Source organism: Streptomyces sp. NPDC050988 (genome assembly GCF_044456225.1).
In the GTDB taxonomy this organism is placed as follows: domain Bacteria; phylum Actinomycetota; class Actinomycetes; order Streptomycetales; family Streptomycetaceae; genus Streptomyces.
Genome location: NZ_JBITFQ010000014.1, coordinates 80,005 through 100,760, shown reverse-complemented (window position 1 = coordinate 100,760; position 20,756 = coordinate 80,005). Strand labels below are relative to the sequence as shown.

Below are 20,756 nucleotides of genomic sequence, written 5' to 3'. Positions count from 1 at the left end.
GGGACACGAGGACATATGTCGCTGGAGGACAGCATCGGCAGCCGCGCCGCGGTGTCGCGGGAGCAGCAGTCACTCTTCGGCCGCTATCAGGACAACGCCTCGGCGGAGGACAGCGGAGCCTTCCGGGTGGAGATCGGCGCCGACGGCCGGGGCACCGACGTGGAACTGGAGCTGACCGACTCCGAGTCGGAGGACGGTTCCGACCGGATCACAGCGCCGTACGACCCGTCGAAGATCGAGATCCAGACCAGCAACCCGACCATCAACCTGCTCATGTCCCGGCTGAGCAACGGCATGATCGATCTCGCCCCGGACTTCCAGCGGCGCGCCGGGATCTGGTCGGACGAGCAGCAGAGCCGACTGATCGAGTCGCTGCTGCTGCGTATCCCCATCCCCTCCTTCTACGCGGCCGAGCTCGACGACAGCTCCTGGGCCCAGGACAGCTCGTGGGCCATCGTCGACGGCATCCAGCGGCTGACGGCGATCGCGCGGTTCATCGCCCCCGAGGCGCTGGCCGAGGTGGCGGGGATCAAGGCGGGGCCGCTGAGGCTCCGCGGCCTGGAGTACCTGCGGGACGACTTCGAGGGCCTGGGCTACGACGACCTGTCGGGACGGCTGCAGATCCGGCTCAACGAGACCCAGGTCGTCGTGCACGTCATCCGTCCCGGCACACCGGAAGAGGTCAAGTTCAACATCTTCGCCCGTATCAACACCGGTGGTCTGCCGCTCACCCGCCAGGAGATCCGGCACGCACTCGTTCCCGGCCCTGCCAGGCAGTTGCTGTCCTCGCTCGCCGAGTCACCGGAGTTCCGGTCGGCGACCAGCAACGGTGTCTACAGCGAGCGTATGGCCGACCGGGAGATGGTCCTGCGCACGCTGGCCTTCCGGCTCACGCCGCCGGCCTCCTTCAAGGCCCAGGACTTCGACCAGTTCCTCGCACTGACCATGCGGCAGATCAACCGGCTGTCGGACGAGGAGCGGACCGCCCACGCACTGGACTTCAAACTGGCGATGATCACCGCCGAGGCGATCTTCGACGGACATGCCTTCCGCAAGTTGTATCCGGGTCAGGTGCGACGCTCGCCGGTCAACAAGGCCATCTTCGAGACCGTCGCGGTGAACCTCGCCGAACTCTCGGATGCCGAGCGGGCCACGCTGGTAGCGTCCCGCGAGAGGGTGATCGAGGAATTCCAACGCCTCATGACCGACCGGGACTTCGAGCGCGCGGTATCCGTGGGCACGGGCGACCGGGCGAAGGTCGTCACCAGGTTCGGCAGGGTCCGTCATCTCTTCCGCACCATCACGGACGACACCTACAGCGCCCGCTTCACGGATGGTCAGGACAGCGACAGGAGCAGCGCACAGTGATCGACCAGTTGTCCCTGACCAACTTCAAGGCCTTTCGGTCGGCCGACATCCGGCTCGCCCCGGTCACGTTGCTCACCGGTCTCAACTCGTCCGGCAAGAGCACGGTCCTGCAGTCCCTCGCCCTGCTGCGCCAGTCGTACGACTCGGGCACGCTGCTGTCCACCGACGGCGCCGACCGGCACGGTGGGTTCCTCCTCGACGGCGATCTCGTGGAACTGGGCACCGGGCAGGATCTGCTCCACGAAGACTTCGTACGTACCGAAGGGGAACAGGTCCCTCTCATCACCGTGGCGTTCCGCACGGACAGCGGATCCGCTTACGCGTGGTCGGCTCGATACGCCGCGGAACAGGACGTGCTGCCGCTCGCTCGCGTCCCGGCGTCCGGCGGTCCGCCAGACCTCTGGATCGCAGACCCGTTGTTCGCGCGGGGCTTTCAATACCTCAAGGCCGACCGCATCGTCCCGGCCACGAGCTATCCCCGGTCGCACCATCAGGCAATCGGTCGCCGCTTTCTCGGTTCGCGTGGTGAGCACACCGTCAACTTCCTGCGGCACCACGGTCAGGTCGTGCTCCCGGACGGGCCGCTTCGCCACCCCAAGGCCCGCGCGCACACTCTCTTGGACCAGGTGATTGCCTGGATGCAGGAGCTGTGCCCGGGGGTCAATCTTGAGGCCGCGGAGATCCCCGGCACCGACTCCGTCCGGCTGAGCTACGGATTCGGGGGCACGGCAGGCGTCGACTCCTCCCGGCGTCGCCGCCCCACGAACGTCGGCTTCGGCCTCACCTACGCCCTGCCCATCGTCGTGGCCTGTCTGACAGCAGCGCCCGGAAGCCTGATCCTTCTGGAGAACCCGGAGGCCCATCTCCACCCGCGCGGCCAGGCACGTATGGCCGCGCTTGTCGCCGCCGCCGCGGCGACCGGAGCCCAGCTGATCGTCGAGACACACAGCGACCACGTCCTCGACGGCACCCGACTCGCCGTCAAACAGGGCCGGTTGAAGTCGGCCGACACCGCCATCCACTACTTCCGAGGCAATGGGGCCGGCGTGGAGATCGTCACTCCGGTCGTCGGTGAGGACGGCACCCTCTCCGAATGGCCCGAGGGCTTCTTCGACGAGACGGACCACACGCTCGACCAGCTCCTCGGCTGAACGCCTCGACCACCGCCAGCTTTCTCACACGCCAGGGGGCGCGTCAGTGGTGCTGATGTTCTTCAACGAGAAGTCCTGCGTATCGGAGTCGACGCCGGACGAGGCCCGGCAGGCCATGCTCGACTTCATCAAGGTCTGCCAGGAGGTCTGGCGGATCCACCGCGGTGCGACGCTGGTGAGCGAAGTCCGCCTGGAGGATGCCGAGATCGCTCCCGGCTACTACCTACAGCAGTGGCGCAACGAGCCGGGGAACCGCGACGCCTGGCGGTTCATGCGCGAGGTACTGCAACGCAAGGCACCGCTCTCCGGCATCCTGCCCAAGCCCCCGGACGACCAGGAGAGCGAATACCGCTTCCAGGGGGAGCCTGTGCTCGGCCTGGCCGCCGCCCACCTCATGAAGGCGCACGGCCTCGCGGTCAGCCTCCCCTCGGCCCCGTACTGGGACGCCCCTTGGCTGACGGTGGACTACGAACTCGTCGACGAGGACGACTACCTCAAGGACAGCGCGGATGTCATGCACGCCTCGTCCCGCGCACACGTCGCGGAACACGAGGAGTGGATCCGCGACACCGCGGAGGCCTCCGCGACGACGGGCGCGCAGCTCTGGGCCCAGCGCCAGGACCTCTTCCCGTACCTCCAGTTCGTCCCCGGCGTGGAACAGAACCTCAAGGACCTGCAAGGAGTGTCCTTACCCTCCGTCCGCGAGGAACTGCGGCACCTCAACGCGGCGGCGGAAGCCTGGCGCCCCGGCGAGTCGGAGCCCGCCTGGGCCGTCAAGGTCGTACCCGAGAGCGACACCCGCATCAACCTCGGCCTCTGCACCTTCACCGACCTCGACGGCACCCGGCAGGTGTTCAGCCTCCACGTCCGGTTCCCGCCCAAGCCAGGCCGCATCCACTTCCGCCTGATCGGCGAGGAGGGCAGGATCCGCGTCGGTTACATCGGCCGAAAGCGGCTGGAGGACGGGGTACCGCGCAGGGCACGCTGAACGATCAGTGCCAACACCGCACAACCCGGTGTCAAGGGAAGGGATCCGGTCAACCTTTCCAGGCAATGCCCCATATACGACAACCACCGTGCACATCGAGTCCGGTCCGAGTACAACTGGCCTACGCAGGGGCCGGTAGGTCAGCCTCGGCGCGAACTTGACTCGGGGGGCACCAGTGAAGTCGGCCGACATATCAGGTCCGCAGATACCGACTTCTTTCGTCGGCGCCGCTTCCGCAGGCATGGCTGAGACAACGCAGGTGACCCGCAATCTCTGTGCGGCGGCCTACAACCACCCGTCCTTTCGCGACGAGGTGATCCACCACCTCGTCGACGGGCGCGAGCGTGTACTGGCGCCATCGTTCGGTGTTGATGTCGTAGCCGTTGTGTGGCATTGCCTCCGGTCCCGTCGCATCGAGGCGTACCGCGAAGTCGCCGTCGTCATTCTCTACTTGGTATTCCTCTTGACGCAGACCGGTCCGACTCTTCTCGTCGCGTATATTTCGGCCGCCCTCCGGGCCCCGCGGTGGGGATCCAGTTACCTGAGGAAAAGAAGGCTCACAGGCAAGGCTTCCGCATCTCCCCGGCCGGCTCACTATCTGGTCATGGTGGCCCTCGCCCTCAACGCGATACTTGCCCCCCTCGCCTACGTCCTCATGCTCATCGCCATGGCGGCACCACAAGCGACACTGTTCACCGCGCGCTCACCACACGACTCCGCCGGGGCACGCCTCGTGACGACCCTGGTGGATGCCGCATCGGGACCCGCACTTCTGGCCCTCCCTGCGCTGTTCGCCGTAGTCACCCTGGTGGTACGCGCCGTTCGCAGCCGAACCGGTGAACTCGTCGCCGAATCAGAGGACTTGCGCCCTGCACTGCCCCCGCAGGCCTCAGGTGCACTCGCCTGGCTGCAGGGGCCCTTCACTCCGGCACTGCTTCGGTTGCGCCGCCAGCAGCTCAAGACGCATCTCAGGTACGGCTCCGATGTCTTCCTCGGGGCCGGGCTGGAGCACTCCTCATGGTCCTTCGCAACACACTTGCGACCGGAGAAGGAAGGCGATGCGGCCGCCGGACCGTTACTGAAGAACGACCAGGTGATCGACGCCGTACGCAAGGGAATGCTCAGCTTTCGGCAGACGGACATCAAAACCGGCGACCGGCTGTCCGAGATCGTCGTCACTGATTTCGTATACTCGCCCTCCGGCCACGACGCGTACGTCGAGGAACCCGAGGCGCGAAAAGTCGCGATCGCGTCCGATGAACAGGTAAGGCATTTCCTGGGCATACGAGTCGGCTCCTGGGACGACGACGTCATTGTGTCGACCTTCGTTCGGCCGAGCACGCATGGGGACATCCTCTATCTCGAAGTCATCGTCCATGTCCTGCTGCCGGTCGACATGGCATACCGCAGGCCCGTTGACCGTGTCGAGCGGGGAGTCAACCGTTACGCGCTACTGGATGTACCGGCCAATATCGCCCGGGCTACGCCCCGAAACATTTGGCAGCTGATCCGCTCCACGATCGCCTCGATAAGAGAGGACAACGACAGAGAAGGCGAGAATCACCCCATTTACAGCCTGCGGCACGAGGCTGCCGCGTGGCGACACGATCACTACTTCCAGCGCCTCGACGCCGAGCGCTACGTCAAGACGGTCGAGCGACGGATCGTCTCCTCGATCAAGGATCTGCTCAGAGAGAAGAAGATCAGTGCCGATGAGTTCGCGGCCGCAGCCAACCAGGTCATCAACAACGGAATCATGATCTCCGGCGGAACATTCATGCGCAACAACTTCGCCACCGGTTCTCACGCCGAGCAACACCAAGAAGCACAGGCGGCAGCCTCCGAAGCGACCCCCGCACCGGCGGCACAGAGTTGAGGAGCACACCATGCCCGAGAACAAAGAGAATTCAGGCATCGTCATTCACGGGGGAAACCTCACCGGAAACAATCTCGCAACCGGCGACTACGCCGTACAGACAACATCGGTCCACGCAAGCCCACTCGATGACGCCACAAAGAAGGCGGTCGAGCTCATCGATCAAATAAGGGACGCCCTGTCCACGGAACCAGACGACGAATTGCGCGACGAAATCGAAGACACTCTCGACCAGACGACAGATGCCCTCACCTCACAGTCGTCAGCGGACGCATCGGCGTCGAGGGACCGCTTGACCCGAATCAGCCGTTCCGTGACCCGCCTCGGCCGACGCGCCGCGTCTCTGGCGGAGCCTCTCGGCCAACTTGCCGCCGCCGTCCTCGTCGTTGCCGGAGCCACCGGACAGTAATCGCGCCCCCACTGTCGAATGGCATGGCCATTACAGAATAGTCTGCGGCCATGTTAGGGATCCTGCGGCGCAAGAAGAGCCGCCGAGAAGCTGCCGCCGCACAGCAATGGGAACGCCTTCAAGGGTCCGCGAGGCAACTCGGACCGGACTTCCACATCGTCCAAGTCGCCGAGGTCTACCAGCGAGCGCGCAACGGCTCCAAGGCGTACGTGATCTGGACGGAAACCGGGGCGCGGCAGGACACCTGGTTCGAGGGATGGGTTCCGCAGCCGGGCTCATTCCTACTCGTACGCGGATCCGTGGGGTACGGCCCGCACAACGACAACCCCAAGGTTCTGTTCATCGGATCCGGCGGCGTGCACAGCACGGCTGCCGCAAACGCGCGGAGCGCCTGGCAGCGTCAGCAGAGCCGCCAGGCGTAGGCGGCATCGATCGCGGGGCGTGGGCCGAGGACAGCCGATCGACCGGTCCCACACCTCAGGGCAGCCAACGGCGAGCCTGTTCCCGCGTGACGCGTGCGGCGTCGACGTACCAAAGGCTGTTCGGCTTGTCCCACCGAGCGCCGAGCAGCTTCTTTGCCTCGTCCTTCTCAGCGAAGGACACCTTGAGATAGAGGCGGCCGTTGACGACGGATCCGGGACTGATGCCGCCGACCGCTGGCGCAGCTGCGTCGGCAGTGCGGCCGGTGCCGTCCGCGCCGCCACCCCGTGCGCCGGTTCCACCGCCCGCCGCCGCCCGCGGGTTCCACGCGGCTTTGTCCTTCCGCGCCCGTTCGATGACCCGGCTGACCCGCTCGCAGGACGTTGGGTCCGTGAACCGCATCATCAGGTCGGTCGGGCCGCTGTTCGCCAGCAGGTTGAGCGAACCGTGCCAGAGAACCGTGCTGTCGAGGATGAGTACCTTCTCGTGCATGCGCTCCCGGAAGTCCACCTCGCAGCCGACCGACCGGAGGTGGTCGATGCGCTGCTGGTGGCGCTCGGCCGCGGCATCGTCACGCTGTTCGTCGGCAGCGCGGGTGTAGACGACGACCTTGACGCCCTCACTGGCGCGCTGCCCGAGCAGAGCCGACCATTTACGGACCGGATTCGGGTCGAGGAACGGACAGTAGACCTCGATGCTCGTGGTCGCCCGCTCGATGTCCCACTCCACCGCTTTGTAGACCTCGTCCGCCGGGAAGAAGGCGGGCCGTGCCAGTTCCTCTTCGGAGAGGGCGGAGAGCTGGGCCGCCTCCCGGGTGGGTACGAGCTGGTCGGCCGACATCACCTCTGCGTGGCTCTCAAGGTGGTCGAGCATGACGCGGGCCTCGCTGTGCGGTGCCAGGTGCTTCCGCAGGTGTTCGAGGTCGGCGACGACGATGAGGTGGTCCTGGGCGCGGCTGAGGGCGACATTCAGGAGTCGACAGGTCTGGGAGGAGAGACCGGTTCCCTTGTAGAAGATGCCGGGGTCCTTGCCCGCACCGACGGCGGTGTCGAACACGACGATCGGGCGCTGGCTGCCCTGGAACCGGTGGATCGTGTCGACGAGGCCCTCGTACTGCTCCCCGAACCGGTACTTCAAGCTGCCCTGGAGAGCCTTGACCTGGGCCTTGTAGGGGGCGATGACAGCGAGCCTGTCGGTGGCGCGCTCGCCCACCATCGCCTCGCCCTCGCCCCATTTCCGGCCCGGAAGAACGCCCTCGTACTGGAGACCGCGTACAAGCTCGTGCACGACAGCCTCGTTCACCGTGTTCGCCTTGTAATCGGGGCCCGCGATGCGCTGCTTCGAGGTGTCGATCAGGATGACGGGGGATTCGACCAGCGGGTTGAAGGGGATCCTGCTGCCGTCGTCACGGCCCGTGTGCAGCGGAGCGTCCGGGTAGGCAACGGCGTTCACCAGTCCGCAGATCGGCTCGCGCATGCGGTACTGGGTGTCCAGGGCCACGAGCCGGGGATCTTGACGCACCCCTCCGGAGGCGGTCACCAGACCGGCCGCGTGGAAGGCGTCTCGGGCCGCCCACTGCCCGGAGTGCGCGCGTTCCTCGTCCGTCGCCTTCCGGTCACTCTCGCCCTTGGTGACCGCCGGTAGTTGCCGGAAGTCGCCTGCGACGACGACCCGCTTTCCGGCGAGGCCCGCGGCGAGCCAGGCGGACGGCAGGTCGACCATGCCCGCCTCGTCGATCACCACGACGTCGACGCGGTCCATCAACTTGCGAGACTGGACGGCCTTGGCGACGGTGGCACCCATAACCCGGCACTTGGAGCGCACTGTGTCCTGGATCTTCCTGCGCTGCTGATCGAGTTCGTCGAGCTGCTTCTGCAGGGTCACGGCCAGGCCGGTGAGCACCGCGCGGGCGGGGACTCCCGTGAGAAGGGGCCGGGCCGCAGCGAGGCGCCCGCTCAACTCGCCGATCTCCGCCGCGGCCCCACTCGCCCGCCGTTTGGCGTCGCCACCGCGATGCGAGGCATCCCTGACAGCCGCGTCAGCCTGTACGAGTTCCGTGTGCAGCGAGGCGAGCTGGGCTTCCTTCCGCTTGGCGAAGAGGCCGCCCGGCTGTCCCAGTTGGTTGATCTTGAGGCGCAGTTGTGCTGCCTCAGCCTGCGCACGCAGGGCTTCCTGTTCGGCTGTCGCGCTTGTCGCCGTGGCCTCGGAGTGGGTCGTACGGGCCGCTGTGAGCCGGCCTTCCAAAGACCGCACTTCATCGTGCAGGGCGATGCGGGCGCGCGTGTCCTTGAGAGCTTCCGTCGCCACTGTCAGAGCCTCGTCCAGCTGGGCGGAAACCCGGGCGGCGATCTGCGCCGGGTCGACGTACTCGCCGTACCGCTCACGCAGGGACGGGACCTCAATGTCTCCGGCACGCTGCACCAGCCCCTCTGCGAAGCCCTCCTGTGTAGCGAGGAGGTCACAGATGCGCTCCAGTGCCTGGTCGACCGCGACCTTCGTCGGTGCGAGGAAGAGGATGTTGAGACCCTGGCGGAAGTTCCCCTCGACGATGTGACCGACGACGTCTGTCTTTCCCGTTCCGGGCGGCCCCCACAGGAAGAGGATCTGGCTTGCCAGCGCCTGCTCGACAGCGACTCTTTGGCGTGAATTCAGCTTCAGTGTCTGCCAGTTGGCTATCCAGCGCGCAGGGTCGGTGTCGCGTGCGTTCACGGGTTTCCCCTGACCCACGATCCAGCCGGCACTCTCCGCGCGTACCCCGCTGTCGGCTTCTCCCACCGACTCGAGACGCTCCGCGGCGATGACCAGTCCAGCCGAATCGTCCTTCCGGATCTGGGCGTTGCGAACCGTCTGCCCCAGGTTCTCCGTGGTGATCAGCCGCACGCTTCCGTCTGGCATGGGCGATGCTTCCGCCGTCGCCCAAGGGCCGCTCGACCGTGAGGCTCGGACGAGTACGGGCATGCCATCCAGGGACTTCTGCCATTTCCTGCACACGAAGAGGTACTCGAAGCGGTCCGCCGACGACGACACAAGGCGACCGCCGGACAGCGACACCTTCGGCGCGTCGCCCCCGTCTCCGCGCCGCTCCGCCAGGATTTCCGCCCGGACGGCAGTCAGTAGTTCCGTCACCGGATACGGCTTCGCGGCCTGCGCCATGTGCACGCTCCCCCGATCTCTCCCGCGCATGTCACGCGTTGGATTCATCGACCAACTCGGTGACTCTATGTGTGGCGTTGCAAGCGCACACATTTTCTGGCCAGGTCACGCAGCCTCTCCGCCGTGGAGCTGATTCACGACGAAGTTCATGTGCTGAATGTGCCCCATCTTGATCCATGTCTCCGCGTTGCCCGAGCCGTCGGAGCCCTCTCCGTGCGCGCACTCGTACAGCCAGCCTTCAGCGTCGCCGTATTCGGCGCCTCGGAAGGCGTCGGACTCCGTGATCCAGCGGGCTGTGGCGCGGACCCGGTCGACGCGGTCGGCGCCACGGACGCCGCCGAAGACTCTGGTGGGCGCCCGCCCGATGAGGAATCCGTCCGGCGCGGTGTAGCGCATCAGGCCCCACGGTGGACCGGGGCGACGGATGGAGGGGATGTTCGCACTGAAGGCGTGCTCCACCGAATAGTCGCCGTAGACCACGGCTCGTGAGGTCGCAGGGCGAGCCTCGCGTATCGCCTGGTAGAGGTGGCGGTCATGCCGCTGGGCGACATACGCGGCCTCAGCGCCGGGACTGTCGTGTACGCGTGGGAAGGCCCCGGAGGTCAGGACGACCGTGCGCCAGGGAACGAGCGTACCCAGCAGGTCGAGTGCGACGATGGCCCTCTTGCCGGCCTCTGTCACGTCCACGACGGCGCCGATGTCCAGGATGAGATCGCTCTGCGACGGGGACAGGCAGAGTCTGTCCAGCAGACTCAGCAGTTCCGTTGACCGAGGTTCGTCCGGCGGGGCGTCGACCAACACACGTATGCCGATACCCCGCCCGCTCAAGAAGGCCAGATCCGCGGCGTAGCGCTGAAGCTTGGGATCCCGTTCCGGACCGGTCACCAACCGCAAGCCGCTTCGGGTCATCAGTCGCCACAGACTCACCGCCGCACCGAGCACGCTGCCTTCGACGTGGGCGGCGTCCACCCAACCGGGGTTGCCGTCCATCGCCTCGATCAGCTGGTCCATGCGCGGAGTGAGCCAGCGGTCGAGTGCCGCCTGATCGCCGTCCTGATCAGGGGTGCAGCGCGCGCCCCGGGTGCGCTCCGGTCCCACACGTGGAACGACCGTCCACAGTGGTGCGATCCATCGCCGCACCTGGAGGTCCAGTCGCTCATAGGCCTTCCAGGCGTCCCGCCGCGTCGGCAGGACGGGTACATAGATCGGCTCGACCATCGCGGCTCCCCCTCGACCCCGCTGTATCGCCCTATCGCCCCTGGTTGAAGGGTGAGCGTGAACTCTCAGTGACGAAAGGGTGCGGTTCCAGCCATGGGCCGCTCATGTGAGCCGTGATTCGGGGGACGCTGTCAGACGCCCGCTATACGGTTGACCAGGACAACAACCCGGGACGAAGGAGCACATCGTGAGGCCCACCCTGGCCGCCGCGCAAGTCCGCGGCAGTCTGACGCAGTACCTCACGACGACCTACGCCCTCACCGACGGAGACACCCGGCTTGCTCTGGAGCGCTTTCTCGGACACCCCGAGACCGGGATCTTCCGGGGCCCCTACCTGCGTATCAGGACGCCGTTCCACAAGGCCGACGACGGGTGGCAGGGGCATCTCGAATGGGCTCCGGGTTTCCCGCCGTACCGGCATCAGGCCAAGGCGTGGGAGCGGCTGAGCACCCTGCACGCCCCGGCGCAGCCGACGTTGATCACCACGGGGACCGGGTCCGGTAAGACGGAGTCCTTCCTCGTGCCCGTCCTCGACCACTGCCGACGGGAGAAGGCACTCGGCCAAAGGGGGATCAAGGCCGTGCTGCTGTACCCGATGAACGCGCTCGCCACCGATCAGGCGGGCCGCATCGGGGAGTATCTCGCGCAGCCCGAGCTCGCCCAGGTCACCGCGGGGCTCTACATCGGTGACCGGCCGGACACCGACTTCCGCCGGGTCATGACCCGGCGCGAGGAGATGCGGCAGTCGCCTCCCGATGTACTGGTCACCAACTACAAGATGCTCGATCTGCTGCTCCAGCGCGGCGAGGACCAACCCTTGTGGGAGGGCGCCGACATCGCGCATGTGGTGCTCGACGAGTTCCACACGTACGACGGTGCACAGGGCACCGACGTCGCGATGCTGCTGCGCCGGCTGGCCTCGGCGACGGGACAGAGCAGGCCTGATCGGCCACTCGGGACAATCTGTCCCGTGGCGACGTCCGCGACCCTGGGCGAGGGCAGTCCCAGTAGTCAGGCCGGTGGCATCCTCGAAGTGGCGGCGCAGGTCTTCGGAATGCCGTTCTCCGCCGACGCGGTGATCGGTGAAGAGCGCATGTCCGCCGGGCAGTTCACCGGCGAAGTGGACTACGAGCTGCCCGAGCCTCCGTCGCCGAAGGAGGTCATCGACTGCTCCGGTGGGCCGGGAGTCGAGGCACGGCCGGATCAGCTGGATCTCGACGGGCTTGCGGCGAAAATCCTGGGGCGCGGCGGGCTCGATCCGTTCCAACTCGGCAGACTCCTCAAGCGACATGACTTCACCCACGGCGTGCTGTCACTCCTCGACGGGGAACCGCTCAGCGAGTGGGAACTACGGGACCGGATGAGCCGGTTCGGCTACGCATGGGGACGGGCCGCGAGGGAGAACCCTCGGCTCGTGCTGCAAGCCCTGTCGCGTTTCGTGGCGCTCCTGTCCGCCGCTCGGGATCCCGAGTCGGACGCGAAACGGCCCCGGCCGCTCCTGCACGTCGAGGCCCATCTGTGGGTGCGGCCCGTCACGCGTGTGCTGCGCGGTGTCGGACCGGCTCCGGAATTCCGGTGGTACGAGGACGACCGGACCGCGGCGCGCAGAGCGGCCTTGGCCGCACCTCCCACCGGCGGTGACGAGGACGAACGGTCGTCCGGCAGCTGGCCGTCCGGTGATGCTCGGCGCGCACAGGCGCCACCGGGGTCGGACACGGCGGCGCGGCCGGCAGCCGTACATCTGCCTGCCGTCTACTGCCGTAACTGCGGACGGTCCGGATGGGCCGCGCTGTCACCGGAAGCCGACCCTCAGCAGCTCGTCATGGCGCAGGACAAGGTATGGCGGGCGGGAGTCGGGCGCGACAAGCGGCGTATCCGGTACTTCATCGCCGCGACCGGCGCCGAACGGGACGAGGCGCTGAACGCACTGACCGGCGCCAAGCCCTCGCCTGGAAGCGGAGTCGATCCGCTCTCCGTCGTCGTACTGGACGGAGCGCAGGGGACGTATCGCCTTCCGACGGCCGCGGACCGCGACGAGTTGCAGGACGGATGGTTCGCCCTGGCGATCACCGACAAGAAGTCCGCGGACAAGGCGGCCGTCGACGACCGCTGCCCGGCCTGCAACGTGGACAACGGAATCCGCTTCCTGGGTACGTCACTTGCCGCCCTGGCGTCCGCCACGGTCACGCAGCTGTTCACCGGCGGAGACATCGCGCTCGTCCCGGAGGAGCGCAAGACGCTGCTCTTCAACGACTCGACGCAGGACGCCGCGCACCGGGCGGGCTACGTCGCCAACGCCTCGTACAAGTTCTCGCTGCGATCGCTGCTCGCGCACACCCTCAACGACTCCCCGGAACCGCTGGCGCTCAACGACCTGATCGGCAACGTGCTCGACTCGGTCGACGACCCGCAGGCGTTGGCCGCGGTGGTGCCGCCCGACCTGCACGACGAGCCGGGTGTGGACCGGCTGCTGTCGGGGCGGGGTACGGGTGATGCCCGGACCTGGAAGCTCATCGGTGAGCGGCTGGCCTTCGCCACCGTCATGGAGTTCGGTCTGCGCTCCCGTCAGGGACGCACCCTGGAGCTCACCCGCACCGCCGCGGCCGAGGTCGTCCTCCAGGAGCCGGAGCGCGTCATCGCGCTCGCCCGGGATGTGCACCTGACGTTGCCTGGTCAGCTGGTCGCGGTGGGCGGACTGCCGACGCCCGACCGCTATCTGGCCTTCGTGCGCGGGCTGTTGGAGCGGGTGAGGCAGCGCGGCGGCGTGCGGCACCGGTGGCTGGAGCCGTGGATGCGGGATGCGGGGGTCACCCGCTTCAAGGTGTGGGGCGGGCGGCCCGACGGCATGCCCGCGTTCCCCGACGGGATGGCGGCGCCCCGGTTCCTGCTGGACGGTCCGAAGGAGAAGTCCACGTTCGACGCGGCCACCGGCAGGCTCGGCTGGTACCAGGACTGGACCCGGCGGTGCCTCGGCCTGGACGCTGCAGGCGCGAGCGAGTACCTGCGCCGACTGCTGCCCGTGCTGGCGGAGGAACACGTCCTCGCGGTGCGCACGGCCCAGGACCGGACCACCAAGGTGTACGGGCTCCAGCCGGGCCACGTCGAAGTGCGCCTGCTCGACGACGCCGTGGTCAACAAGGCCTTCGTCAGCTGCGCGGACTGTGGCTGGGAGCAGGTCGTGCTGCCCGAGCGAAGGAACCGCTGGTACGGACATCCGTGCCCGCGCTACCGATGCAAGGGGATGCTCCGGCCGCCCCAGTCCGATGTCTCCGTGAGTGTCACCAGCACGTCCGGCAGCTTCGGCGGCTCGCAAGAACGCGACTACCAGAACGACTACTACCGGCGCCTGTATCTCACCGGCGGTACGTTCCGTGTGGTCACGGCCGAGCACACGGGCATGCTCACCCGCCCACAGCGCGAGCGCGTCGAACGGACCTTCCGGGAAGGCACGCACTACACGGACCCCAACGTGCTCTCGTGCACACCGACGCTGGAACTCGGCATCGACATCGGCGACTTGTCGGCCGTACTTCTCGGTTCTCTGCCGAAGGGCCCGGCGAACTACGTGCAGCGGGCGGGGCGCGCCGGCCGCAAGACCGGCAACGCGCTGGTGGTCGCCTTCGGCGGGCGGCGCGCCCGTGACCTCTACTACCTCGACGAGCCACGGGAGATGATCGCGGGCGACATCGTGCCGCCCGGCTGCTATCTGTCCGCAGTGGAGATCCTGCGTCGGCAGTACACGGCACATCTGCTCGACCACGCGGCCCGTGGCTCCCTCACCACAGCGGACGGGGAGCAACTCCAAGCCGCGCCACGCCTCGTGTCCGCACTCTTCGGCACCACCGGCTGGTGCCAGGACCTCGCGGACGCCGCACTCACCCATGGCGCACGCCTGGTCGAGGACTTCCTGGCCCTGTTTCCCGTCGGGGCGACGGACGGCGCGGGAGTCTCGAAGCACGCCGCCGACCAGCTGCGCGCCTATGCCACAGGGGGAATTGTCCGGGCTTTGCAGGAAGCCGAGGAGGACTGGACTGCGCGGCGCGAGGAGCTGCGCCGCCGCATCGCGGCGATCGACACCGCGATGGACGCCCTCGTCCGCTCCGACCCCGAACAGGACCGCGAGCACCGGGAGTTGCTGGCAGAGCGCCGCGCCACCGGGAACCTGCTGCGCGAGCTGAGCCAGACCAGCGCCCACGGCGCACTCGTCGATCTGGGCCTCCTGCCGAACTACAGCCTCGCCGACACGACGACCCAACTGGAGGCCACCCTCTACTGGACGGAGGAGCAGGCCACCGAGGGCGAAGGCATCGGCGACGGCGATGCGGCCGGCTCGAAGAAGACATACCGCAGCGAAGTACGGGACTACGAGCGCTCCCGCAAGCTCTCCCTCACGGAGCTGGCACCGGGCAACAGCTTCTACGTCAACGGCTACAAGCACGTCGTGCGCGCCCTGGACATCGGCAGTCCGGACCGGCGCGCCTGGTCGGTGTGGCGTCTCTGCCCTGCGTGCGGCTACGCCCGTACCGAGAACGCGAAGACGGACACTTCGCCCTGTCCTCGCTGTGGCGGGCGGGAGATCGCCGATGCCGGGTGCGTCCAGTACGTCATGGAGCCCAAGCGGGTCATCGCCCGCGACAAGCGCGACGACGCCAGGGTCCGCGACGACAAGGACGAGCGGGACCGCCGCCGCTACTCGATGCTGACGACCGTCGACATCGACCCGGTACACCTGGCAACCGGCTCCTGGCGGCACGACACCGCCATCTTCGGCGTCGACTTCACCCGACGCGCCGTCATCAGGACGCTCAACCTCGGGCTCGACCGGCAGGACGGCAGCAGCACCGTGCCGATCGCGGGGGATGAAGTCCGGCTCAACCCCTTCTACGTGTGCGCAAGTTGCGGCGGCGCCACAGCCGACGGACGCCCCGTCGTCGACCAGCCGCACAACGCGCTCACGGAGTCTCTGGCCACAAGCACCAGAGCCAATGCGCACCACTTGTTGTGGTGCCCACGCCGTAAAACGCGGACCGCGGGCGACGGGCAGGGCAAGGGCCAGGATGTCCCGCTGCTACTGGCTCACGAACTCGTCACCGAGGCCGTACGCATCCTGCTCCCGGCGTCCGTCGCTCGCGCCAAGGAACGGCTGGCATCGTTCACCGCCGCTCTGTTCGTAGGCATCGCTGCACGCTACGGAGGCGATCCCGACCACATCGACATCGCTTCCGCCTCGATGCCCGACGGCGGCGACACCGACTGGCCCCGCCGTTTCCTCGTCGTCTACGACCGGCTGCCGGGCGGCACCGGGTACCTGCATCGGCTGGCGTCCGCGGACGGCTTCCGCGAGGTGCTGCTCAAGGCACGCGAGGTCATCGAGAGCTGCCCGTGCATCGAGAAGGGCCTCGATGGCTGCCACCGCTGTCTGCTGCGTCGCGTTCCCGCGAGCGACTACGACCGTGTGAGCCGAAACGAAGTACGGCAGATGCTCGACGAGTTGCTCGGCAAGACCGGTGAGGGCTGGCAGACCTCTCCCATCGCCGCGACGCACCACATCCCGCTGGAGCGCCAGGCCGAGAGCGACCTCGAGGTCATGTTCATCGACACGCTCAAGGAGTGGGCCAAGCAGCCCGACGCGCAGGCCAGCGCGGACGCGTACACGACCACGGCCGGCACGTACTCACTGGACCTGAGGATGACCGGCTCCGGCGGCACCACACTCAGCTGGCGCGTCTCTCAGCAACGCGTGCTGGACGGAACGCGGCCGGACGTGCTCTTCGAACGCCTCGACGCCCCCGGACCCCGTCTTGCTCTCTATCTCGACGGCTTCGAGTTCCATGCCACGCCCAAGCACAACCGGCTCGCCGACGACGCCGCCAAGCGCACCCGGCTGCGTGCCGAGGGCCTGCGTGTCTTCCAGCTCACGTACAACGACGTGAAGGAGTGGCGCACCCGGGTGCGCGACACCGGCTATGCCGCCGCCGGCCCCGCGGATCCGGTGTGGCAGCCCTACGGAGACCACGGCCAGAGGCAGGCTCGGGACTACTACGCCAAGGTGCGGGGCGGTCTGCCAGGCGAACTCGCGCAGACCGTCTGGATCAATCCAGCGGATCTGCTGCTCGCTTACCTTCGTGCTCCGGACCCTGAGCTGTGGCTGACACGTGCGGAGGCTGTCGTGGCCGGGCTCACGGGGGCACGGCCACATGTAGCGGCCATGTCCGAGAACGCCATGGAAGCCCAGCTCACTGCGGCGCTACGCGGCACGCCTCCGCAGGGCCGGGGCGGGCCTCTACGCATGCTCGCCGCGGTCGATCGGTCCGGCTGCTCCGTCACAGCTGTGGCGGACGGTCGGCACAAGCCGCCCGCGTGGACGGCGGCCACCGTGCTCGACGACAGCGCGTCAGCCGTCGCGGACACAGAAGCCCACAAGAAGCGTTGGCAAGCCTGGTTGTACTGGAGCAATCTGTCGCAGTTCCTGGAACACGGCGGAGGCGACAGCGTCCAGCTGACCACAAGCATGCTGGACGCTTTCTCGGTGGACGCACTCGCGGTCACCGGCGGCTCCGGATGGCTGGCCTCCACCCGGATCGACCTCGGGCTCGGTCTCGAAGAAGCACCCGCTGTGCAGCAGGATGCACGGGAAACGGGCCTCTCGACTGCCGAAGCCGAACCGGACACAGCAGCGCCGAGCAGTTCCGTTCCGGGGGGAGCCGTCTGGGACAGAGTGCTGGAGTACCTGGATCCGGACGAACCCGGGCTGCAGCTGCTGGCGGTGGCACTCGCCTCCATGGCGACGCCCGCACCCGTCGACGGCTTCGAGCTCGACGACCGCGGTTGGATGGCCGAACTCGCCTGGCCAGCCAGGAGAGTCGGTGTCGTACTCGCTCCCCGCACGGCCGGCTCCGAACCGGACTACGAGGCCGAGGACCGCGACGCGGCCTTCGCCTCCGCAGGGTGGGACGTACGCCCCGCGAGTGAATGGACCGCCAAGGAACTGGCTGAACGGCTGATCGTGCAACCATCCGGGCCCAGTAGGCATCGTGATCAGCAAGCCGACGGAACGACCCAGGGGGAGCCCCACCGATGAACACCGCGAGTGTGACCCTGCGTCTGCTCGACAAGGCGGACAAGGAGATCCTGAAGCTCCCCCGTACCGTCAAGGGTGCCCTCTACGACTTCCAGCACAAGTTCAAGGCCAATCCGCAGGCCACCGGCCTCCAGCTCAAGCAGCTGAAGGGCGACAGCAGACTGTGGTCCGCGCGCGTCAACGACGAGTACCGCGCCCTGCTGCTGCGCCTTGCCGACAACGACTGGCTGATCGTCTCGGTCAAGCACCGCAAACAGGTCTACGAGAACCTCGATCGCCTCGCCTACGGCGTCAACCAGATCACCGGTGGCATCGAGTACGTCGATCTTCAGGTGGTCGAGGAGAGCGTCCTCAAGCGAACGGCGCCCAAACCGTCAGCGCCGACCCCGGCTGCTCCGACGCAGCCTGAACTCCCGCGTCAGGAGCCACTGTTCGCCCGATTCTCGGAGCAGCAACTCACCGATCTCGGTGCTGCCGAGCCGCTGGTACCGGTGATTCGCACGCTCACCACAGAGGAGCAGCTGCTCGGACTCATCGAGTACGCGCCTCAACTGACCGGCGAGATCCTGCTCTCGCTCTTCGACGGCAAGTCGTACGAGGACGTACTGGAGCAGGTGACAGCCCCGGTCGCCGCCCCCGAGCCGGTCGACACCGAGGACTTCCAGACCGCCGGCAGGCGCCCGGCCACGATGGTCACGACCACGGACGAGGCGCTCCGCGAGGCCCTGGAGGGCGAGGACTTCGGGCGCTGGAAGGTCTTCCTGCACCCCACGCAGTCCAGGCTGGTGAAGCGGGACTATTCCGGTCCGGCCCGCGTGGGCGGCGGTCCGGGCACAGGGAAGACCATTGTTGCCCTGCACCGTGTGAAGCATCTGGTCGAGCAACTCCCCCAGGGCCGTAACAAGCAGGTGTTGCTCACCACGTACAACAAGAACCTCGCAGCCGACCTCCGGGCACGGCTCCTGGAACTCGGCGGAGAGCAACTGCTCTCCCGTGTGGACATCAGCCACGTCGACCAGCTGGCATTGCGCGTGGTCCGGGAAGCCGAACCGGGCAGCGCAAAGCAGACGATCGACGACAACCAGGTACTTCGCGAGTGGCGCTCTATGCTCGACGAACTCGGCGAGGCAACCTGGGACGCGGAGTTCCTGCACGATGAGTGGACGCAGGTGATCCTCGGCCAGGCGGTCGTATCCCGCACCGACTACTTCCGTGCACGCCGTGCCGGCAGAGGCCGGAGCATCACGCGGCCGGAGCGGGCCGAGATCTGGCAGCTGGCCGAGAAGTTCACCCAACGCCTGGACCGTCTCGGACGCCAGACTTGGGCGCAGGTCGCCGAACGGGCCGCGCGCCTGGAGATGGAGCGCGAGCAGCGAATCCAGGCTGTCGAGCAGCAGCGTGCGGAACACGACGGCTTGGACAACATTCACCTTCAAGATGGTTCCGCCGGTTGGCTACGGTACCGCTACCGCCACATCGTCGTGGACGAGGCTCAAGACCTCCGTCCGGGCCACTGGAAGATGCTCCGCGCCATGGTCGCGCGGGACCGCAACGACCTCTTCCTGGTCGGTGACACCCACCAGCGCATCTACAACAACCAGGTGACCCTCGGCAGCCTCGGCATCAACATCCGTGGCCGATCCGCCAAGCTCACCCTCAGTTACCGGACCACGCGACAGATCCTCGGCTCGGCACTCGGAGTGCTGAGCGGTGAGTCGTTCGACGACCTCGACGGCAACCAGGAGACTCTGGCCGGATATCGGTCGGTTTTGAGCGGCACCCGCCCCGAACTCCATCCGAACGCCGACTGGGAGGCCGAACGCGGGGCCATCACTGAGTTGGTCGCCGACTGGGACGACATCCCTTTGGAGCAGATCGCCATCTGCGTGCCCACCAACGCGATGGCACAGGAAGTCGCCGTGTCACTGGCGCACGCGGGCATCCGGGCCGTAGAGATCGGTCCCGACGGGCCGCGCGGCGATGAGGGTGTGCACATCGGCACGATGTTCCGGTTCAAGGGACTCGAGTACCAACGCATGATCATCGCGGGCGTGAACGAGGGTCTTGTACCTCGCAACGCAGTGATCCACATGCAGCGTACCGACGCCTTGCGCTACCGGCGCGAACTCCAACGGGCGCGATCCCTGCTCTTCGTCGCGGCCACCCGTTCACGCGATTCACTTGCGATCTTCTGGCACGGGACCCCCAGCCGGTTCCTCAGGCCACTGCTCACGAATTGATATTCCTTGAGGCGGAGTGATCCGCTGCGATGCCGAGGAACTCCTCAGCGTTGCCAACAGCGGCGACCAGCTGTTCGGCATCTCCCTTCATTTCCACCAACAGGTCGTCGACACCCCGCAACCCCGCCCGCTCCAGCAACCGCTTCTCGTTCGTCACCCACTCCCCCCGTCCCGCCAGTACCGCGTGCGCGGCCTGCATGGCGGCCGTGGCGATGGCGCCCGCGGTCTCCGTGCGGCGGCCGTTCGGGGCGTGGTTGGCCTTGGCGTAGGCGAGGGTCATGAGGGCGGTGTCGTGCCAGCGGGTGTGGGCGGTGTGGCGGAGCTTCTCCGGGTAGGCCGCAGGTCGGGGCAGGGTGCCGTGGAGCACCTCGTTGATGGCCAGTTCGGCGACCAGCAGATAGCTGGGGATTCCGGCGAGGTGGAAGAGCAGCGGTTCGACGTGGAAGCGGCCCTCCTCCGCCTCCGCCAGTTCGTGTTCGACGACGTCGAGATCGCGGTAGTGGACGTCGACGCGGCGGCCGTCGATGGTCAGCCATGCCCCGCCGTTGAAGACGCCGCCTCCCCAGCCGCCGATCTCGGAGACCTCGCCCTCCCAGCCGATGGCGCGGAGGGTGACGGGGGTGAAGTCGCCGCGGTAGTAGACGGCCAGGTCCCAGTCGCTGGCGGGCGTGTGCGTGCCCTGGGCCCGTGAGCCGCCCAGGGCCACCGCCCGGACCGCCGGGAGCGCGGCCAGGCGGTCGGTGACGGTGTCGAGGAAAGCACGGTCGTTCACGGGCGGTCACTCACAGAGTTGTTGCTCAAGGCTTGTTACTCACAGGGCTCTTGATCACAGGGCTCTTGGCCTTGGGGCTG

The 20,756-nt window shown here is 67.5% G+C and carries 11 protein-coding genes; 8 read left to right on the top strand and 3 right to left on the bottom strand.

Annotation, left to right across the window (positions count from 1 at the left end):
- The first annotated feature begins 15 nt into the window (after positions 1–15).
- From ACIBEI_RS27910 to ACIBEI_RS27885, 6 genes are all read left to right on the top strand, one after another.
- Entirely contained in the window at positions 16–1,368 is a 1,353-nt protein-coding gene (locus ACIBEI_RS27910) for a DUF262 domain-containing protein (RefSeq protein WP_398892991.1), read from the top strand.
- A complete protein-coding gene (locus ACIBEI_RS27905) occupies positions 1,365–2,519 on the top strand; it encodes a DUF3696 domain-containing protein (protein ID WP_398892990.1) in 1,155 nt (384 codons plus the stop codon). Before ACIBEI_RS27910 ends, ACIBEI_RS27905 begins: the two co-directional genes overlap by 4 nt.
- 46 nt (positions 2,520–2,565) lie before the next feature.
- The gene (locus tag ACIBEI_RS27900; RefSeq protein ID WP_398892989.1) at positions 2,566–3,507 is read left to right on the top strand and encodes a hypothetical protein; all 942 of its coding nucleotides are present in this window, start codon (positions 2,566–2,568) and stop codon (positions 3,505–3,507) included.
- A gap of 175 nt (positions 3,508–3,682) precedes the next feature.
- A complete protein-coding gene (locus ACIBEI_RS27895) occupies positions 3,683–5,383 on the top strand; it encodes a hypothetical protein (RefSeq protein WP_398892988.1) in 1,701 nt (566 codons plus the stop codon).
- A gap of 10 nt (positions 5,384–5,393) precedes the next feature.
- Entirely contained in the window at positions 5,394–5,792 is a 399-nt protein-coding gene (locus tag ACIBEI_RS27890; protein WP_398892987.1) for a hypothetical protein, read from the top strand.
- 50 nt (positions 5,793–5,842) lie between these two features.
- A complete protein-coding gene (locus tag ACIBEI_RS27885; RefSeq protein WP_398892986.1) occupies positions 5,843–6,214 on the top strand; it encodes a hypothetical protein in 372 nt (123 codons plus the stop codon).
- A 55-nt stretch (positions 6,215–6,269) separates the two neighbouring features.
- On the opposite strand, the gene ACIBEI_RS27880 is transcribed toward ACIBEI_RS27885, so the two are convergent.
- Complete coding sequence (locus tag ACIBEI_RS27880; RefSeq protein WP_398892985.1) at positions 6,270–9,365, bottom strand: AAA domain-containing protein; 3,096 nt, start codon at positions 9,363–9,365, stop codon at positions 6,270–6,272.
- A 105-nt stretch (positions 9,366–9,470) separates the two neighbouring features.
- Positions 9,471–10,583, bottom strand: coding sequence for a hypothetical protein (locus ACIBEI_RS27875; RefSeq protein WP_398892984.1), 1,113 nt, complete (start codon positions 10,581–10,583; stop codon positions 9,471–9,473).
- Positions 10,584–10,770: 187 nt separating this feature from the next.
- Here ACIBEI_RS27875 and ACIBEI_RS27870 point away from each other — a divergent pair, with 187 nt between their 5' ends.
- Together ACIBEI_RS27870 and ACIBEI_RS27865 are read left to right on the top strand one after the other, a co-directional pair.
- Positions 10,771–17,664, top strand: a complete 6,894-nt coding sequence (locus ACIBEI_RS27870) for a DEAD/DEAH box helicase (RefSeq protein WP_398892983.1) — start codon at positions 10,771–10,773, stop codon at positions 17,662–17,664.
- Positions 17,661–19,904, top strand: a complete 2,244-nt coding sequence (locus ACIBEI_RS27865; RefSeq protein ID WP_398892982.1) for a UvrD-helicase domain-containing protein — start codon at positions 17,661–17,663, stop codon at positions 19,902–19,904. The genes ACIBEI_RS27870 and ACIBEI_RS27865 overlap by 4 nt, the downstream gene beginning before the upstream one ends.
- Here the strand turns inward: ACIBEI_RS27865 and ACIBEI_RS27860 are convergent.
- A complete protein-coding gene (locus tag ACIBEI_RS27860) occupies positions 19,894–20,676 on the bottom strand; it encodes a nucleotidyltransferase domain-containing protein (RefSeq protein ID WP_398892981.1) in 783 nt (260 codons plus the stop codon). The two genes, ACIBEI_RS27865 and ACIBEI_RS27860, sit on opposite strands and share 11 nt — an antisense overlap.
- Positions 20,677–20,756 lie beyond the last annotated feature (80 nt).

Bases quoted from the DNA above. Each gene is read 5' to 3' on its own strand.
- ACIBEI_RS27910 (WP_398892991.1), top strand. From the start codon at position 16: ATGTCGCTGGAGGACAGCATCGGCAGCCGCGCCGCGGTGTCGCGGGAG.
- ACIBEI_RS27890 (WP_398892987.1), top strand. From the start codon at position 5,394: ATGCCCGAGAACAAAGAGAATTCAGGCATCGTCATTCACGGGGGAAAC.
- ACIBEI_RS27885 (WP_398892986.1), top strand. From the start codon at position 5,843: ATGTTAGGGATCCTGCGGCGCAAGAAGAGCCGCCGAGAAGCTGCCGCC.
- ACIBEI_RS27880 (WP_398892985.1), bottom strand. From the start codon at position 9,365: ATGGCGCAGGCCGCGAAGCCGTATCCGGTGACGGAACTACTGACTGCC.
- ACIBEI_RS27875 (WP_398892984.1), bottom strand. From the start codon at position 10,583: ATGGTCGAGCCGATCTATGTACCCGTCCTGCCGACGCGGCGGGACGCC.
- ACIBEI_RS27865 (WP_398892982.1), top strand. From the start codon at position 17,661: ATGAACACCGCGAGTGTGACCCTGCGTCTGCTCGACAAGGCGGACAAG.